The organism is Neobacillus sp. FSL H8-0543 (assembly GCF_038592905.1).
Lineage (GTDB): Bacteria > Bacillota > Bacilli > Bacillales > Cytobacillaceae > Neobacillus.
Genome location: NZ_CP151943.1, coordinates 1,971,542 through 1,988,360, shown reverse-complemented (window position 1 = coordinate 1,988,360; position 16,819 = coordinate 1,971,542). Strand labels below are relative to the sequence as shown.

General features: G+C 37.2%; 18 protein-coding genes. 13 read left to right on the top strand and 5 right to left on the bottom strand.

Translation table 11 applies throughout. The annotated features are described in order from the left end of the window. The first annotated feature begins 354 nt into the window (after window positions 1-354). The 9 genes from NSS81_RS09930 (at window position 355) to bioB (ending at window position 9,063) form a co-directional block, all read left to right on the top strand. Window positions 355-1,305 carry an Ig-like domain-containing protein gene (locus NSS81_RS09930; RefSeq protein WP_342433339.1) on the top strand — a complete coding sequence of 317 codons (951 nt, stop codon included), beginning with the start codon at window positions 355-357 and terminating at the stop codon, window positions 1,303-1,305. Window positions 1,306-1,523: 218 nt separating this feature from the next. Then, window positions 1,524-2,540: an iron ABC transporter permease gene (locus NSS81_RS09925; protein WP_342433338.1), complete on the top strand. Its 1,017-nt coding sequence runs from the start codon at window positions 1,524-1,526 to the stop codon at window positions 2,538-2,540. A gap of 1 nt (window position 2,541) precedes the next feature. Beyond that, window positions 2,542-3,351, top strand: coding sequence for an ABC transporter ATP-binding protein (locus tag NSS81_RS09920; protein WP_342433337.1), 810 nt, complete (start codon window positions 2,542-2,544; stop codon window positions 3,349-3,351). Window positions 3,352-3,375: 24 nt separating this feature from the next. Then, window positions 3,376-4,464: an ABC transporter substrate-binding protein gene (locus tag NSS81_RS09915; protein ID WP_342433336.1), complete on the top strand. Its 1,089-nt coding sequence runs from the start codon at window positions 3,376-3,378 to the stop codon at window positions 4,462-4,464. Between the two features lie 20 nt (window positions 4,465-4,484). Then, on the top strand, window positions 4,485-5,231 hold the full coding sequence (locus NSS81_RS09910) for a hypothetical protein (protein ID WP_342433335.1): 747 nt from the start codon (window positions 4,485-4,487) through the stop codon (window positions 5,229-5,231). 11 nt (window positions 5,232-5,242) lie between these two features. Next, window positions 5,243-5,491 (top strand): hypothetical protein, encoded by a 249-nt coding sequence (locus NSS81_RS09905; RefSeq protein ID WP_342433334.1) that lies wholly within the window; start codon window positions 5,243-5,245, stop codon window positions 5,489-5,491. Continuing rightward, window positions 5,488-6,747 (top strand): Ig-like domain-containing protein, encoded by a 1,260-nt coding sequence (locus tag NSS81_RS09900; RefSeq protein ID WP_342433333.1) that lies wholly within the window; start codon window positions 5,488-5,490, stop codon window positions 6,745-6,747. The genes NSS81_RS09905 and NSS81_RS09900 overlap by 4 nt, the downstream gene beginning before the upstream one ends. Window positions 6,748-7,456: 709 nt before the next feature. Next, window positions 7,457-8,050 (top strand): biotin transporter BioY, encoded by a 594-nt coding sequence (locus NSS81_RS09895; RefSeq protein WP_342433332.1) that lies wholly within the window; start codon window positions 7,457-7,459, stop codon window positions 8,048-8,050. Window positions 8,051-8,070: 20 nt separating this feature from the next. Continuing rightward, window positions 8,071-9,063, top strand: a complete 993-nt coding sequence (gene bioB / locus NSS81_RS09890; protein ID WP_342433331.1) for a biotin synthase BioB — start codon at window positions 8,071-8,073, stop codon at window positions 9,061-9,063. A gap of 167 nt (window positions 9,064-9,230) precedes the next feature. Here bioB and NSS81_RS09885 read toward each other — a convergent pair whose 3' ends face one another. Beyond that, window positions 9,231-9,617: an MFS transporter permease gene (locus NSS81_RS09885; protein ID WP_342433330.1), complete on the bottom strand. Its 387-nt coding sequence runs from the start codon at window positions 9,615-9,617 to the stop codon at window positions 9,231-9,233. Between the two features lie 131 nt (window positions 9,618-9,748). Between NSS81_RS09885 and NSS81_RS09880 the strand changes: the two genes are divergently transcribed. Together NSS81_RS09880 and NSS81_RS09875 are read left to right on the top strand one after the other, a co-directional pair. Next, window positions 9,749-10,336 carry a TetR/AcrR family transcriptional regulator C-terminal domain-containing protein gene (locus NSS81_RS09880; protein WP_342433329.1) on the top strand — a complete coding sequence of 196 codons (588 nt, stop codon included), beginning with the start codon at window positions 9,749-9,751 and terminating at the stop codon, window positions 10,334-10,336. A 192-nt stretch (window positions 10,337-10,528) separates the two neighbouring features. After that, the gene (locus tag NSS81_RS09875; RefSeq protein ID WP_342433328.1) at window positions 10,529-10,810 is read left to right on the top strand and encodes a hypothetical protein; all 282 of its coding nucleotides are present in this window, start codon (window positions 10,529-10,531) and stop codon (window positions 10,808-10,810) included. A gap of 246 nt (window positions 10,811-11,056) precedes the next feature. On the opposite strand, the gene NSS81_RS09870 is transcribed toward NSS81_RS09875, so the two are convergent. Further along, on the bottom strand, window positions 11,057-11,302 hold the full coding sequence (locus NSS81_RS09870; protein ID WP_342433327.1) for a hypothetical protein: 246 nt from the start codon (window positions 11,300-11,302) through the stop codon (window positions 11,057-11,059). A gap of 197 nt (window positions 11,303-11,499) precedes the next feature. Continuing rightward, complete coding sequence (locus NSS81_RS09865) at window positions 11,500-11,928, bottom strand: SRPBCC family protein (protein ID WP_342433326.1); 429 nt, start codon at window positions 11,926-11,928, stop codon at window positions 11,500-11,502. Window positions 11,929-12,164: 236 nt separating this feature from the next. On the opposite strand from NSS81_RS09865, the gene NSS81_RS09860 reads away from it, so the two are divergent. After that, window positions 12,165-13,610 (top strand): GMC oxidoreductase, encoded by a 1,446-nt coding sequence (locus NSS81_RS09860; protein WP_342433325.1) that lies wholly within the window; start codon window positions 12,165-12,167, stop codon window positions 13,608-13,610. A 120-nt stretch (window positions 13,611-13,730) separates the two neighbouring features. Here the strand turns inward: NSS81_RS09860 and NSS81_RS09855 are convergent, their stop codons facing one another. Beyond that, window positions 13,731-14,054 (bottom strand): phage holin family protein, encoded by a 324-nt coding sequence (locus tag NSS81_RS09855; RefSeq protein WP_342433324.1) that lies wholly within the window; start codon window positions 14,052-14,054, stop codon window positions 13,731-13,733. 490 nt (window positions 14,055-14,544) lie between these two features. Here NSS81_RS09855 and NSS81_RS09850 point away from each other — a divergent pair, with 490 nt between their 5' ends. Continuing rightward, the gene (locus tag NSS81_RS09850; protein WP_342433323.1) at window positions 14,545-15,681 is read left to right on the top strand and encodes a glycosyltransferase; all 1,137 of its coding nucleotides are present in this window, start codon (window positions 14,545-14,547) and stop codon (window positions 15,679-15,681) included. Between the two features lie 103 nt (window positions 15,682-15,784). Here NSS81_RS09850 and NSS81_RS09845 read toward each other — a convergent pair whose 3' ends face one another. Next, complete coding sequence (locus NSS81_RS09845) at window positions 15,785-16,618, bottom strand: alpha/beta hydrolase (protein WP_342433322.1); 834 nt, start codon at window positions 16,616-16,618, stop codon at window positions 15,785-15,787. Window positions 16,619-16,819: the final 201 nt, after the last annotated feature.

The window sequence follows — 16,819 nt, the reverse complement described above, 5'->3', positions numbered from 1 at the left end:
ATTGTAACTGTTTACCTTCCTTTTTCTCTAAAGGAAGGTTTTTTTGATAGGACCAGGGGGACAGGAACCGTCCCCCTGATCAGAAAGTTGCTGCCTGAACCTAACGTTACTTGATAAAAGTGAACAAAAATCAACAAAACTAGACAAAACTAAACAAAACTGAATGAAACTTGGTAAAATAGTGATTTAAATCATAGGAATAATTAGTAAAATTTCCTATATTTAATTTCGAAAGTGTGTTTTAGGGATATATATATTATATTTTCTAAGCAAATCTAGTATTAAACAGATAAAATTCGATTCAATTTGAATCTTTCATTTAAAAAAATAATAGAAAGGACTGAGCAAAGGTACATGTACAAGAAAGGTTACTTGTTATCAAGAATTAAACTAATCCTAATTATCCTTGTGGTGCTAAGTTCCTTTAGTGGAAAAATTACCTCTGCTGAAGGAGATGGTACAGGAGGAGGTAAGAGTGAACCCTTAATGTTAGTTTCCTCCACCCTTCAGAATGGGGCAACGGGTGTTTCTTTAAAACCTGAAATTAAGCTTACATTTAGCAAAAATATTGTCAATATGACTGTAAATGAAAATAACAAGAAATGCTTCACATTGGCTAGCGCAGATGGAGTAGGTATACCGATTGATGTCATCTTTGTGGATGATCAGATTGAACCTGAGGGTAGAAACGATGCGTTAATTAAGGTGAAAGATAATCTTATTCAAGGAACAACCTATACTTTAGTCATAAGCTCAGGCTTAAAGTCAAAAAGTGGAGTAACAACAGGGAAAGAAACCAGGCTTGCCTTTACAACTGAAGGTTTAAAACCTGTAAAGGATAATACAAACACTACACCTGCGACCCCAACACCAAATACACAAAAGCCGCCAACAACTAATTCTAGTAATGAAACAATAAAAACGGATGGAACAAATTCTACAAATAAAACAAATACAGCTAATAATACCAATAAAACAAATACAGCTAATAAAACAACTACCAATGAGAAACCAGCTGATACAGATCAGCAAACGACAGTAACTGACTCGAAAACCACAACCAATGAAAGTGATATTAAAAGTATCGATAATGAGGAACAAAACAAACCAGAATCAGAGGATATGATAACAGCAGTCAATGATGAACAAAAAGAGAAACCTATTCCCTATACAGCAGCTGAAACAGCCACTGATCAAAAAGTAAAGAGTAATAATAGTAACTCTATTATTATCATTGGGATAGTAGTTATAGGGGTTGTTGCTCTATCTATCATTTACTTTTATAGAAGAAAGCTCTTTTCGTAAAGATTGTTGGAAAAACCCAAAAGTCGGATTTTACGTTTAATAGCTATTTGACACTTCGAATATAGTTTGCAAGCTCTTTTCTCTAAATAAATTAGCTTTATATAGCTGAAGATGGCTTAAAATACCATTGTTCCGATCTACATAGCAACAAAGTTTGAGAAAAGAGCCTAGGAGAAAGAAAAAAGCACACTAGGAGGTTTACCTTCTATGATAAGTAGGTGAAAAAAATAAAAAGGGTCATTTTCATCATTTCATTGCTGGTTTTGCCATTGATTTGTATTTTCCTCTCTCTCTTATTAGGCCGTTACCCTTTGGATCCAATAACCGTTTTCACAATCATTTTTAATGAAATGGGCTTAACTAACCAGGGAGCCACGGATACAGCATCTTCTATCGTCCTAAATATAAGACTGCCTCGGGCTTTATTAGGAGCTCTGGTTGGTGCGAGTCTGGCGGTTAGTGGTGCTGCGTTTCAAGGGGTTTTTCGCAATCCATTGGTTAGTTCTAGTATTTTAGGAGTTAGTCCTGGAGCAGGCTTTGGTGCTGCGTTAGCGATTCTATTATTTAATAATACTAGCTACATGATTTATCTATTTGCCTTTGGGTTTGGTATTTTAGCCGTACTATTAAGTTATCTCATTGGTAGGAGCTATAAAACGACACCTGCTATCATGCTTGTTCTGGGTGGTACGATTATTTCTTCTGTCTTTTCTTCACTTATTTCATTAGTAAAGTATATGGCGGATCCTAGTGATCAATTGCCCCAAATAACCTTTTGGTTAATGGGGAGTTTAGCTTCGGCGAGTTATCAGGATATTATGATAGCGGGGATCCCAATGGTACTTGGAATGGCAGGCTTGGTAGCGATTCGCTGGCGCATTAACATCTTATCCATGGGTGATAAGGAAGCCCGTGCAATGGGAGTTAACACAAGTTTTCTAAAGGTTGTCCTCATTTCTTGTGCTACATTAGCTACGGCAGGAGCAGTGTGTGTAAGCGGTATTATTGGCTGGGTGGGATTAATCATCCCACATATTAGCAGGATGATTGTAGGGAACGATAATCGCTTCCTCATACCGGCAACCATGTCAATAGGTGCCTGTTATTTAGTAATCGTAGATAATTTATCAAGAATTCTCACAGGTTCAGAGATCCCTTTAGGAATCCTCACAGCAATCATTGGTGCACCGTTCTTTGTGTACTTACTAAAGAGAAAAGTAGGAGGATGGTTATAATATGTCGCTCCTAAAAATAGAAAATGCGAGCTTTGATTATGGGAAAAGCAAGGTCTTTCACGACATTAGTTTTGAAATTCAAGAAGGTGGTATTTTTTGTTTATTTGGGCCAAATGGCTGTGGTAAATCTACGTTAATAGAATGTATTTTGGGTTCCTTAAAACTATCAAAAGGAAATATTTTGTTAAATAATAAATCCATTCGTACATATAAACCTAGTGAATTAGCTAAATATATCGGATATGTCCCACAAGGTCATACGAAAAATTTTCCCTATAAGGTAATGGATATTGTTCTAATGGGGAGGGCTTCTTATACAGGTACGTTTTCTTCTCCTTCTTCAGAGGATGTCGCCATTGCAGAATCTGCAATTGAAAGCTTAGGGTTAACACCCCTAAAGGATAAACCATATACCCATTTAAGTGGTGGACAAACACAGTTAGTCATGCTTGCGCGTGCATTGGCCCAGGAAACTTCCATTATTCTAATGGATGAACCAACCGCTCATTTAGATTTCCGTCATGAGTTGATTATTTTAGAAACCGTAGTGAGATTGATTAAAGAAAAGAATATTTCAGTTATCATGGCCACTCATTTTCCAAATCATGCTTTTTATTTTGAAAATCGGGAAATTGACACAAAGGTTGCACTCATGAATAACCAAGTTTTTCAGTCAATTGGCTCACCAACTGATGTATTAACAGAAGAGAATATGCTTAACACCTTTCATATTCACTCCAAATTAATCTCTTCTATGACGACAGACCATAAAGTAGTGAGAGGGATCATTCCTATAGAAGTCTCAAATTAGTGCATGAAAAGAGGTGTTTATTGCATGAACAACCATAAATATCTGTTCCCTCTATTATGTTTGCTTTTTATATTAACCGCTTGTTCGTTAGAAGGTAAAGCAGACATACAGAATAAGAAAGCTGATAACGATTCAACTTCTGTCATTGATTATTTGGGACGAGAAGTTACGATTCCAAAAGAGGTAAACAGAATTGCCTGTTTATATGCCTATACAGGACATGTGGTAACCATGCTCGGTGAAGGTGAAAAGATCGTAGCAGTTAATGGTGGCTTGCAACGTGATACATTGCTACTTGAGATGAATCCCGCTATTGAAAAAGCAGCTGTCCCTGTCCTCAATGGAAAACTTAATATAGAGGAACTTGCTACCAGTAATCCTGATTTAATCTTTATTCAAGAGTCAACGGCAAATGACAAGGGGGAAGTAAGAAAGCTAGAAGAATTAAAAATCCCTTACCTTGTCGTGAATTTCAATAATATAAAAGAGCAGCAGCAATCGGTAGAAATGATTGGGAAAGCCATTGGACAAACAGAAAAAGCAAAGCAATTCAATGATTTCTATAATGAAGCCATTACTATGGTGACTCAAAGGGTAAAAGACATTCCTGAAAAAGATAGAGTAAGGGTTTACCATTCCATAAATGAAGCCACTAGAACGAATTATCCTGGTTCATTGCCAGCAGAATGGATTAAACTGGTTGGTGCGATTAATGTATCAGATGATGAAAATTTAAAAATGTTTGAGAACAAATATTTTGCTAGTTTAGAACAAATTCTCTTATGGGATCCGGATGTAATACTAGTAAACCAAGAGGGTGTTTCAGATTATATCCTAGATAGTCCCCAGTGGCAGACGTTAACGGCTGTAAAAAATAAAGAAGTGTTTCAATTGCCAAATGGAGTTTCTCGCTGGGGGCACCCGGGCGGCTTAGAAACGGCGCTTGCTATTCTGTGGACAGCGAAAACCTTGTATCCCGGTAAATTTGAGGATATCGACATGGAAGAGGTCACTGGAAAATTTTACGAGGATTTTTTCAACTATCCTTTAAGTCCAGAATTAAGCAGGAAAATTCTAACGGGAAAAGATATGCGCACACCCAAAGGAAATTAATCAGAATGGAGGAACGATAGATGAAAATATATTTGTGCATTGATGATACTGACAATTTAGAGAGTAAAGGCACTGGAGCTATAGCTGGAGAGATTACTAGCTTAATTGAAGCGAATGGCTGGGGGAGGTGCCAAAATATTACTCGACACCAATTACTTGTTCATCCTGATGTCCCTTATACCTCACACAATAGTTCCATGTGCTTTACAGCGGAAATAGAAAATAATGATCTGGATTCAATAATAAATGGTGCGATTCAAATTCTAGAAACGGAAAGTGCTGAAGGATCTGATCCTGGTTTATGTGTCTTTGTTCCAGAATATTTGCCCCAGCTCCAACAGCAAGAAATCATTCGATTTGGACGAAGAGCGAAATGCGAGGTACTAACAAAAGAAGAAGCTTATCAACTTGCGAGTAAATTTTCGATTCACCTATCTGAACATGGCGGAACCGGCCAAGGAGTGATTGGTGCCCTTGCAGGTATTGGCCTAAGACTAACAGGAAATGATGGCCGTTTTAAGGGAAACTACAAATTGAGCAGTGATAACAATACTATATTAGTAAAAGAAATCCTAGAGAAAACAAACATCGATTTAGTTAGAACACAAGAAGGGTACATTCTTCATGAATTAGAAGAAATTATTTTGGGCGATAAATTTAAAAGTGTCTTTCTAAACCATAAGTCTGTACTTCTAGTAGAGCCTGTGGAAAATGATGGCGTTTCTAAGTGGCAGCCGTGCACTGGCAGTACACTTAAACAATATTAACAGAGGTGGTTATGATAAATAGATATATGCAATCTGTAAATGGACAAGAATTTTTCAAGGGTGATGCTGGGAATTCAGAGGTTTATCACACGACTGTGTTTATGGCAGAAAATTGCTCAGCTTTTCAGATGGATGTAGAGGATGAGATCGTTTTTGATGACCAGATGACCTGTTTTAATTGCCGCTACCGTCGTTGGCAGGCTGAAGGCTTTACTTGTTACAAGCAATTTCCAATAAAATGTTTGGAGGAGAAGTCATGATGAGAAGGAATTTGATTAAAAACCTATTTGCAGGAATTCTTACCTTTGCACTATTATTCAGTACCTATGCTGTTGCGGCCGCTGCAGGTGGTGGCGGCGGAGGCGGAGGTAATGGAGGCGGTGGGTCACCAGATCCCGTTACGCTGGTAGGAGCTTACATGACAAAAATAACTGATAATACCTCCACCACAGGGAAAGATATTAACGGAAGTGTAAATGTTGACCCTAATCCAACAATCAAATTAGTTTTCAATAAAAACGTGGTTAGTTCAACAGTTTGGGATAATAATAGCAATGCTTTTTCAATGACAGATTCAGAAAATAATAATGTATTGATAGATGTCAGCAGAATACCTGATGAAGGAGTAAACGCTAATCCAGATGAAAAACGGAATATATTTATTCGTCCTAATGAACCGTTAACTCTAGGAAAAACATATACCATCACGATTAAGAGTAATCTAGCTGCAAACAATACTTCTACATTAGGTCAAAAAGTTACTATTTCGTTTTCGGTAAAGACAGACATTACTGCACCAGCGTTAGAAATCAATACTCAAGACATCTTACCAGTAACCAATGAGGACAAAGTGGTCGTTTCGGGCAGTACGGAGCCAGGAAGTGTTATAAAAATAAATGATGTTGAAGTGATTGTTGATTATAATGGACTTTTCAGCCATGAGGTTAGTCTATCCTCGGGGTTAAATAAAATCCAAATCACCTCTACAGACAGTGCTGAAAACACGACTTTAGTTGAAGTGGAAGTAACGTATGATACTATCGCACCAGTATTAACGATTGATGCACCAACCAATAACTTTGTTACTGATAAGGATAAAATTATCATTACAGGAACAAGTGAACAAAATGCTACGGTAAAGGTAAATAATACTATTGTCCCATTAGATTCAAATCATAGCTTCGCACATGAAATTATTCTTGCCAAAGGTAATAATATCATTACGGTTACCTCAACCGATGCGCTTGGAAATACTGCTAGTGCCGTATTGCATGTTACTTATCAAGAAAGAACATCTGAAGAAGTAAATCCTATAGATAATAATGGGAATGATCCTGGAAAACAACCTGATCCAACGGATGGTAACAATTCAAATACCACGAACACACATGAACTCCCTAATACGGCAACTTCTATGTATAACTTTTTGTATGCGGGGCTGCTTCTTATTTTAGTAGGATTCGGGTTACTTGTTTATCCTAGAATCCGTAAATTTAGCGGAATATCACGCCACTAAATATAGAAGATACTTAATTACTAAAAAAAATAACAATCTATCAACCAAATCGTAGGATTTGGGGAAGATGGGACGTATTTCGACGCAATTTATAATAAAAACCCTTTGTTTATCAGTGGTGGGGGCGATTTTAATCAATCGTTTGTGTAGTATCCTTTCGTGTCCATTTTTGTAGGTTAAAGGTTTTTATAGGTTAATAGTGAAGATCGTTATCGAAAATTGAGACCGATCATCGACAGGGAATTTTCTAACAACCTGGGCGGTGTTCGTTTTATAAAAGGGTTTTGGCCGAATTTAATCAAACGATTATTTAGTATATTTTCTACTAATTAAATGTTTGATTGGATTTGGTTTTTTCGTTGTTATGGAGGGGTTTGAGTGATTTTTAATGCGAGAAGTTTGTCGAGACGCGGTTTTGTAATAAAGTTTGAAAAGTGGCGTAAAGAAAACAGGGGGGACGGTTCTCCTGGTGGCTGGTATGGAATCAGAGTATAAATATATGTTCATGAAGGTTAAGGCACCATCCAGTGATATGGTATCAAGCATAACCAATATATGGTGGTAGTCCGTAGCACTCTCCTGGTGTTGGCTCATCCTGGATAGTCATATTTGGTCATATGTTAACTCTATTATAGTTTAGGTTGACATTAACTAAAGAAACTATTATTCTGAATTTATGGAATATTACATTTAAAGGGAGGAGGATAATATGAAGCTAAGAACGACTGAGATTACACTAGCAGGAATGTTTGTTGCTTTAATGGCGATTGGTGCCAACATTACTTCGATTGTACCTTTTATGGTAATTGGGGGAGTGCCGATTACACTGCAGACGTTTTTTGCCATTTTAGCTGGCGTGGTTCTTGGAAGCCGATTAGGTGCCATTTCAATGATGGTATACGTACTGGTGGGATTAGTAGGAGTACCAGTGTTTGCACAATTTACCGGAGGTTTTGCTTCAATCATAAAACCAACATTTGGTTTTATTGTTTCGTTTATTTTCACAGCGTTTGCAACTGGGTATCTAACTGAAAAAATGAAGAAAACTACTGGTGTTTTTGTCTTTGCTTCATTAGCTGGCATGGCGATTAACTATGCTTTCGGTACGAATTGGATGTATTTTGCCTATAAAATATGGGCATCGGCCCCAGAAGGATTTACATATAAGCTAGCTTGGTTATGGATGGTTGTGCCGCTTCCAAAAGATATCATTCTAGCAGTCTTAGCAGGATTAATGGGTCTTCGTTTAGAGCGTACCTTGTTATCACGCAGTCAATTTAAAAACCTAAGAACAGCTAATTAATTGGTAAATGGAGGGAAATTATGAGTAAGTGGGGAGATTTAGCGTTACGAGTAATAAATGGTAATGAGCTATCAAAAGAGGATGCACTAAGTATTTTGAATTCCTCTGATTTTGAACTATTAGAGGTTTTACAAGGAGCATATGTAATCCGCCATCATTATTATGGGAATAAAGTAAAGCTAAATATGATTATCAATACAAAATCAGGCTTGTGCCCTGAGAACTGTGGGTATTGTGCTCAATCAAGTATTTCTACAGCTCCGATTCAAAAGTATCGGATGATGGACAAAGATCAGATCCTGAAAGGGGCCGAACAAGCGTATCAGCTAAATGTTGGTACCTATTGTATCGTAGCCAGTGGCAGGGGACCTAGTCATCATGAAGTGGATCAAGTCGTTTCCGCGGTCAAGGAAATAAAGGATAAGTACAATTTAAAGGTTTGTGCCTGCCTGGGAATTTTAAAACCTGAACAGGCCGTAAAGCTAAAGGAAGCGGGGGTGGACCGTTACAATCATAATCTGAATACTTCTGAAAACCACCATGAATCCATCACAACATCCCATTCCTATCAAGATCGAGTCAATACCGTTCAGCTTGTGAAAGAATCAGGTATCTCTCCTTGTTCAGGTGTTATCGTTGGGATGAAGGAAACGACGGAAGACGTTGTAGATATGGCATTTAGTTTAAGAGTGTTAGATGCCGATTCGATTCCTGTTAATTTTCTTCATGCTGTGGATGGGACACCCTTGGAAGGCACGCATGAGTTAAACCCAAGATATTGCTTGAAAGTATTAGCCTTAATGCGATATGTGAACCCAACGAAAGAAATCCGCATATCCGGAGGTCGTGAAGTCAATTTACGTAGCCTACAACCGCTTGGGTTATATGCGGCAAATTCCATCTTTGTAGGAGATTATCTAACGACAGCAGGGCAAGAAAGTATAGCTGATCATCAAATGCTAGAGGATTTAGGTTTTGAAGTGGATTTTGTAAAAGAACCTGTACAATTATAGGCAAATGGTTGGAAGAAGATTAGCAAAAGATGTCTAACGTCCTTTTGTCAGTCTTTTTGGATTGTTTTACTGATGGGGGAACGGTTCTGGTGGCACAACTACCAGGAACCGTCCACCCTTTTTCTTTGAAGCCAAGGGAACGGCCAAGTAAACTAGTCCTTTTCTCTTTACCCTGTTACGCTCTTTGCATTTATTTTATTCGAAATAAAGCCAAAGCAAGTTGTCATAAACAAGACACCTATAACCATTATCATTATACTGCTGATTAAATAAGCGGAATCGATGCTTAATAATACGTTTTTTCTAAACCAAGATTGGAACGGCAACCCTAAGCCGAGTAAAACACCGAAGAACAATACTTTACTCTTCCACCCTTTCCCTTTCATCTTTTTAATTGAGCTGTTAACGAATAATCGTAATAATCCTAAACCCGCACCAACTGCAAAGAAGATTAGTAAAAATACTTTAACATCTTCATTCAGTATAAACGCCTTCGCAATCATTCCAACTGCTATTAAAAATGTTACACCCATAATAATATTTGATTTTTTCATTTTTTCACCCTTCGTTTTATTAAATTCCACTCAACAAGCTGTTGAATGGTATGCTATTATTTTATTTTGTTGATAGAATGAAAGCAATAATCAAAACAGATGAAACTGTTCAGTAGTTCGGAGGAGATAGCATGATATCGATATACGATGAAATGATTGAACGGACGAAGGAAAAAATTCAGAACAGCTTTTTGCAGTTACTAAAGGAAAAGCCTTTCATGAAGATATCTGTTCGGGATATTACAACTGTTGCTGCGATTAACAGAGGAACTTTTTACCTGCATTATGTGGACAAATACGATCTACTTAATCAAATAGAGGAAAACTTACTTAGAGGACTCGAATTGCATTTGCAGCGTCTGAAACCAGATGTCTTACTTTTAGAGGCAGAAAAGGGACAAATTTCAACACTTGCTGTGGAAGTATTCCGCTACATTCAAACGAATGCAGAACGCTTCCAAGTGTTATTAGGTGGAAATAATCACTTTGGCTTTCATAAGCGACTCAAACTATTTTTTGTCAATCACTTTGGGGAAAAGATGGTGAAAAACGAGACGTTCTTTCAAGGTTTAACAGTGCAAAAGGATTACTTGTCCTCCTTTGCAACCTCGGCTTTTTTGGGATTGATCGAGCAATGGCTTGATAATTCCTTAGCTGAAACTCCAGAGGAAATGGCTGATATGTATATTCAAATCATCTTTTTTATTAGGAAAATGTGATCCAATGGGGTAAATGTGCGGTAAAGTTGGAAATAACATTGGACCTTGGATTAATTAAGTTTTTTCGTAGTTAATAAGACGAAAACCGCTAGTATAACTATATAGTTATATGTAAAAATATAGATTTAAAAGAAACCTTTTTAAATATCAAGCGTAGATAATGTAAAGGAATTTAGGTAAGGGGTGGAGGTATTGGGAGCTTTGCTTGAACTTTTAGGTTCTATAGGTACAATTCTATTTACCTTAACAAAGGATGTAACGGAGGAAGAAATAGAAAAGAATATAAATTTCCTAAAAGAATATCAATGGTTTCAAAAATATCTTGATAATGATAAATTTGAAAACTTAATTATGAATGATAAGGACGTTCGTTTTGTAATTGGAAAACTTAATAGTGAAAAAATGAAAAAGAATGCCTATTACAAAAAACATCAAATAAAGATTCAAAAAGTATTACTCAAAAAGTCAAATTGATTTAACGATACGCCGACCTCATACTTGAGGTTTTTCTTTATGGGATAGCCGAGTACACTTGTGAGGGGGTTAGACCCTCGCTCGGCTAAAGTGCAACAATGTGGGGGGCCCCCACTCTGTGAGGGAAAAAGGGGTACGGTTCTGGTGCAGTTCATTGGGCAAGTGAGCCAACTTTAATTTAGTGCTTGTTAAAAATCCAATTTCACAACCATAGATAAGTATAGAAGTGCATAAAAAAACTTGGCATTATACCAAGTTAGAGTTGCCTTTATGTTTATTTTTGAGTATTCGTTCTGTAATAAATCCAAGTATGAAACCGATTATAACAGGTATAATTGAACCCCCTGCTTCAAAGATTACCCCTTCCGATGGACTTTCATTATAAAAATTCCAACTCAAAAACGAAATTTCAAATATGTTTCCAATTGTATATAAAATCCCTATTGATAATAGTGCTGATAACAAAGGAAACCAAAATAATTTCTTTTTCAAGGGTAACACCTCCTGCCTTAATTTTAATATTAAGTAAAAAAATGTCAACCCCGAGGGAGAAATCAAAACGATTTCTCCCTCTTTGTTGGATATTAAAACAGTTAAGGTCAGTTCAATATATTTGGTATGTCATTTTCTTGGAATTGTTAGGGATACCCGCGAAATAGGGGAATCCTCCCCTTGGCACATGTTGATACTTAATTCACTGATTCCGCATATTTCTTGAAATTGTCTAAGATCGCTTGCCATCCACCTTTTTGCATCTCAATTGGATTTTCGTTTTCAGCGTCAAAGGTTTCACTTACAAAGGTTTCATTTTCTTGAGAGGTAAAAGTAATCGTAACCTTTCTTCCGTCCCCAAGCGTATAAGAAATAAACTCATTTGTTCTTACTTCATCATACACGCCACTAAAATCAAATCCAAAACTGCCATCCTTTGCTTCCATTCTTGTAAGGAATTTCCCACCAGCTCTTAAATCATTTTCAGCAATTGGAGTGTGCCAATCATCAGAAGCGTTGTTCCACTTCGTAATGTGCTGCGGCTCTGTCCAATAATCCCACACTTTTCCAATTGGTACATGAACTGTTGCTTCAACCGTTATTTTCTCATGATTACCTGTCATCATTTAATTCCCCCAATAAAATTAATATTAATCATAGTTAGTATATCACTTGATAACATTTGTAAACATGTCTGATGAAAGGTGAGCCAGTGGAACCAGTTATCGTTGGAAGATCGGGAAAACACATAAAAAATTCAATTTAAACTAAATTTGGAGGTATTTTTTACAATATCTTTAACATATAGGATTAGCAGTTACACATATGTATTAAAGAAATAGTATGGAGGGGGATGTGTACTATGGTGGTGAAATATAAAAATAATTGGATTCCTACAAAAACGCTGGAAGAAATGTCAAAGACAAATTACGACGTCCTCATTGTGGGAAGCGGACCTGGTGGAGGAGCATCCTTGCAGAGGCTTTGTGAGCATTGGAAAGATCAAGGGGCTAAAAAGATCGGAATTTTAGAAAAGGGAGATAAGTTATTTCATTCCCATTCCCTTAACATTCCCACACAGAATGCAAATACTGCTCGAGACGTGCTTCTCCCAGACAATTCGACTCCATTAGGCAAGCGTTTACCCCAGTTTTCCGGTGCGACAATGGTATATGCTCTAGGGGGAAGGTCTTTGTTTTGGAATGCAGCTACTCCGAGACCTATTCGATCGGAGCTTAAAACTTGGCCAATCCATTCTAGTGAATTGAATGTGTATTATGGGATGGCAGAGAAATTATTACATGTAACAAAGGATTATGCCAAGGGCTCATCGATGCAAAATAGGATGTTAAAGCAACTCCATGGCGGAGGGATATTGGAAGCAGATGATATGCCGCTTGCTTTTGATATGACTCCTTCTCGGCAAGGAGAAGTTCATTCAAATCCTTGGTTTAGTTCAATCAATGCTTTGGCCGCCGCCAATTTTGACCGACCGTATGATCTTGCAGTAAATGCTTATGTCTCACGAGTATTGACAGGGAATAGGAGAGTTTCTGGTGTCGAGGTTTTTTCTGAAGACAAGAGGTCTTACACCATTCGGGCAAAAAATGTGGTAGTATCTGCGAGTACTTTAGAGACACCTCGTATTTTGCTTCATTCTGGGATTCAGGGACCTGCCATCGGGCGCTATTTAACAGGACACGTGTCCATGATTGCTATTGGTACAATAAGTCGAAGACAGTTCTCTGACAAAGTAGGCAACCTTTCTGTTTTGAAGTTTGAGACAAATGAGTCTCCTTATCAAATTCAGATTCTTGGTCCTGATCAATATTTTTCATATCAGCAATTTGAAGATAGGGAACTTAAGGATCAGCTCATGGTTGTCTATGCAGCTTTTGGAAGAGTGGAATCTCGTGCTGAAAACAGAGTGTATCTTGGAGCCGAAAAGGATGAGTTCGGTGTACCGTTACAGCAAGTTCAATACTCTTTAAGCAATAAAGACCGTCAAGTGGCCAACCAAATAAAACAAGGAATTACCCAATCGGCAGCTGCAATGGGAGTGACTCTTGATCAATCTACTTTGGTACTTCGACCTCCTGGAGCAGATATGCACGAGGCTTGTACTAGTAGAATGGGTGATGATCCAGCAACGTCAGCAACAAATCGTTACGGTCAAATACATGGGGTCCAAGGTCTATTTGTGGCTGATAATAGTGTACTGCCATCATTAACTGCAGCTGGACCGGTTCTTTCAAATGTTGCCCTAGCCATAAGGCAGGCAGATCATATTGTTAGGCAGTCAGGATAACTTTTGTGCCTGTCACCGAAGATAGGTAACTATTGGAAAAAATCTTTTAATAAAAACGAATACACACCTGAGAATTCCGTGAATAAAGGTATTCTCAGGTGTGTATTCGTTATCTCTTTCTTACCCTTGATTTTGATCTTCTTCTTTTTCACCTTTAGAGGGTTCAAATTTCTTACCTGTCTTATTTTCATTTATTCCATGTAGTGTATTATGAAGTAAGTCTCGAAAAATAACGGCTGCACCTGTCACAAGTATTCCTTGAACAACGGATGTTATGGCCATTCCATAATAAAGAAGACAAGATATAATACCGAAGGTGACCTGAATCCATGCATGGCTCCATCGCGGTATAAATGGAGTTTGGCTTAGAAATAATCCTATAAAATATAAAACAGGAATCAAAATGAATGCGTCCTGTCGGATATAGATTCTTAAAAATTCCACCTCATATGCTCCCCTGTTAAAAGATTAATTATCGTCCTCCTTTTGTTATCTCTCTATATTTATTACTAACTACTTCTTTGACTTTCCTTAGAATAATTTATGCCGAAAAATACAGATTTGATTAGGCCAGGGGGACAAGTTCTTTTGGCTTTTTGCTAATGAGTCACGAGTATAGCGACGCTGGCTAAAACACATAAAATTAATTAATAAAAATACCTTTTATTTATCGGTGAATTCGCTCAAACTCTTCCTTCAAGTATTTGCTTTCGATACTGACGGCTGTCAGTAATTAATATCCTCTGAGCTTAGGGATCATGTTATCGAGTTATTCCTTTTTACCACACGAAGAGCCGTCCCCTTGGCCCCTTACTCATGGCCCTTACCAAATATATACATACTCTTTACATGGAATTAATAATGAAATAACCAGCTCCTAATATAATTTAGTTATACTGACTATTCGCTTACGTCCAAAAAAGGGGCTGATCTTATGGAAAAGAAATTACTAATTATTTCTTCCGACCATACGGGGCATGGACATAAAAGTATAACAGAATCTCTGTGTGAGACCGTCAAGAATCATAATGACGTAAAAATTCGTGTAGTTGATGGATTTTCACTTGGTAAACAGTTGCTCGTAAAAATAGGAAAATCCTATGGCCCTATCACAAGAAATTCAGAAAATCTCTGGAAGATGCTTTGGAAACTCTCAGCTTTAAAACCATCGATAGTAGACAATGTTATAGAAACATTAATAAGGGATAATTTTCTAAAATTACTGACCGAGGTTAAACCAGATCTGATTTTATCCGTGCATCCGAATTTTAATGGCTCCATCTTGAACATTTTAGAAAAGGAAAATATAAATATTCCTTTCATTACTCTCATTGCCGATCTTGTGAACATTTATCCCCTATGGGCTGATCGTAGGGCAAATTACATTATTAGCCCAACGATTGAGGCCCAAAATAAGTGTATTGAATTTGGGATTCCTGATGAGAAAATTAAGGTTTCAGGATTTCCAGTCCGTTCCCGATTCTTTCAGAAAAACGTTAAACGAAAATTATATAAAAGGGGACAATCTTTAACGGTTTTGATCATGAGCGGTGGTGAAGGGGTAGGAAATATGAAGAAAATAGCAGAAACCATGCTTAATCATTTTGATTGTACAGTGAAAATAGTAGCTGGGAAAAATGAAAAACTGAAAACGAAGCTGGAAAAATCCCTTATCGACAAATATGCTGATAGAGTAGAGATTTATGGTTTTATCCAAAATATTCAGGATTTGATGCTGACTTCGGATATCGCTTTTACCAGAGGTAGTCCGAATGTCATGTTTGAGGCGATCGCTTCCAATACTCCGCTAATCATTACTGGGGCTTTACCTGGTCAGGAAGAAGATAATCCAACCTTTGCTGAAAAGTTCAATTTAGGAGTGGTATGTAAAAATCCAAAGGACATTACGCAAACAATAAACGAATTACTTGATAAGGATGGAGAAAAACTGAATAAAATTATAAACAGTCAAAGGATATTTATTAATGCAAATGCAGCTGAAGATATTCTACAATTCATTCTTAAGGCAAGTGAGCCTTACTATGAAGAAAGAAAAGTAAAACTATCCTAAATTCCATTATTATAAAAATAAGCAGACTCAAAATTTCGTGGTGTAACCACTTTTTTGAGTCTGCTCTTCTTCTTTCTACTCTTATAGAACTGATCGATTTTCGCTACAATTGATAGATCGTATGCATCAATATATTCTCAAAGACATGCTCTGGTCTTTCCTCCGTAATTAGATGTCCTGTTTTTTCATAGGTAATTAACTTGGCAACGGGTAAATCTTGTACTAACTGTTGACCTACCTTCAAAGGAACAACTCGATCGTTCTCTCCCCATATTAATAATGTTGGGACTTGTATATCCTGAAGTTGATGGGGCAATAAATCACCCTCACGATGACGCAGTAGTCGAATTAACGCTTTATAAAATCCTTTTTCGGATAGCGGTCTACCAAATTCATGAATCAATTCATCATTGATCAAGTTTTGATTAAAAAAGACGTTCCGCAGGTGATCCCTGACATCTTTTCTTCCAACATAATAATGAATGAATTTTTCAAAGAATGGTAAATAGGAACTGTAAATGAGAAATTTTTTTGAACGCTTTACATAGCCTGAACTACATAACAAAATTATTTTGTTTATTTTCTCAGGAGCAATTAGTGCCATATTTAGCGCAATTTGGCCTCCCATTGAATGAGCAACAACATAAGTGTTAGGAAATCCAAACTGTTCGATGCATTCAATCATTAACTTCGCATAGTTTTGAAAACTATAAATAAAAGAAGTGGACTTCTCGCTTCTTCCAAAGCCGGGAAGGTCAACGGCAATGATTGAAAACTCTTTTTGTAATAAAGGTATGATACGACGAAACGTATAGGTAGAAGAGGCAAAGCCGTGGATCAGAAGAATTGGAGGTTTGTCATTCAATAGGTATTCACAGTACAAGTTGATATTCCCGACTTTAATATATGATTGGTTCAATCCATTGACAGACAACATGTCCCACTCCTCGATTTTGGGGTCATACATTATTTTGATTCGTTCGAGGAAAAACTATACATTGAGGAGCAAGGGGGACAGTTCTGGTGGCTTTTTTATGCCGTCTTAGAGAGGTATGTTTGAAAAGTGGTGGGGAGAAATAACAAGGGGTGCTTTTTAACTTGAACAAGGAAATACCTGTGCCAGAGTGAGGTATCTTAA

What these genes read in the sequence shown, in the direction of transcription:
- NSS81_RS09930 (WP_342433339.1), top strand. Translation starts at nt 355, where the DNA reads ATGTACAAGAAAGGTTACTTGTTATCAAGAATTAAACTAATCCTAATT.
- NSS81_RS09920 (WP_342433337.1), top strand. Translation starts at nt 2,542, where the DNA reads ATGTCGCTCCTAAAAATAGAAAATGCGAGCTTTGATTATGGGAAAAGC.
- NSS81_RS09915 (WP_342433336.1), top strand. Translation starts at nt 3,376, where the DNA reads ATGAACAACCATAAATATCTGTTCCCTCTATTATGTTTGCTTTTTATA.
- NSS81_RS09910 (WP_342433335.1), top strand. Translation starts at nt 4,485, where the DNA reads ATGAAAATATATTTGTGCATTGATGATACTGACAATTTAGAGAGTAAA.
- NSS81_RS09905 (WP_342433334.1), top strand. Translation starts at nt 5,243, where the DNA reads ATGATAAATAGATATATGCAATCTGTAAATGGACAAGAATTTTTCAAG.
- NSS81_RS09900 (WP_342433333.1), top strand. Translation starts at nt 5,488, where the DNA reads ATGATGAGAAGGAATTTGATTAAAAACCTATTTGCAGGAATTCTTACC.
- NSS81_RS09895 (WP_342433332.1), top strand. Translation starts at nt 7,457, where the DNA reads ATGAAGCTAAGAACGACTGAGATTACACTAGCAGGAATGTTTGTTGCT.
- bioB (WP_342433331.1), top strand. Translation starts at nt 8,071, where the DNA reads ATGAGTAAGTGGGGAGATTTAGCGTTACGAGTAATAAATGGTAATGAG.
- NSS81_RS09885 (WP_342433330.1), bottom strand. Translation starts at nt 9,617, where the DNA reads ATGAAAAAATCAAATATTATTATGGGTGTAACATTTTTAATAGCAGTT.
- NSS81_RS09880 (WP_342433329.1), top strand. Translation starts at nt 9,749, where the DNA reads ATGATATCGATATACGATGAAATGATTGAACGGACGAAGGAAAAAATT.
- NSS81_RS09865 (WP_342433326.1), bottom strand. Translation starts at nt 11,928, where the DNA reads ATGATGACAGGTAATCATGAGAAAATAACGGTTGAAGCAACAGTTCAT.
- NSS81_RS09860 (WP_342433325.1), top strand. Translation starts at nt 12,165, where the DNA reads ATGGTGGTGAAATATAAAAATAATTGGATTCCTACAAAAACGCTGGAA.
- NSS81_RS09850 (WP_342433323.1), top strand. Translation starts at nt 14,545, where the DNA reads ATGGAAAAGAAATTACTAATTATTTCTTCCGACCATACGGGGCATGGA.
- NSS81_RS09845 (WP_342433322.1), bottom strand. Translation starts at nt 16,618, where the DNA reads ATGTTGTCTGTCAATGGATTGAACCAATCATATATTAAAGTCGGGAAT.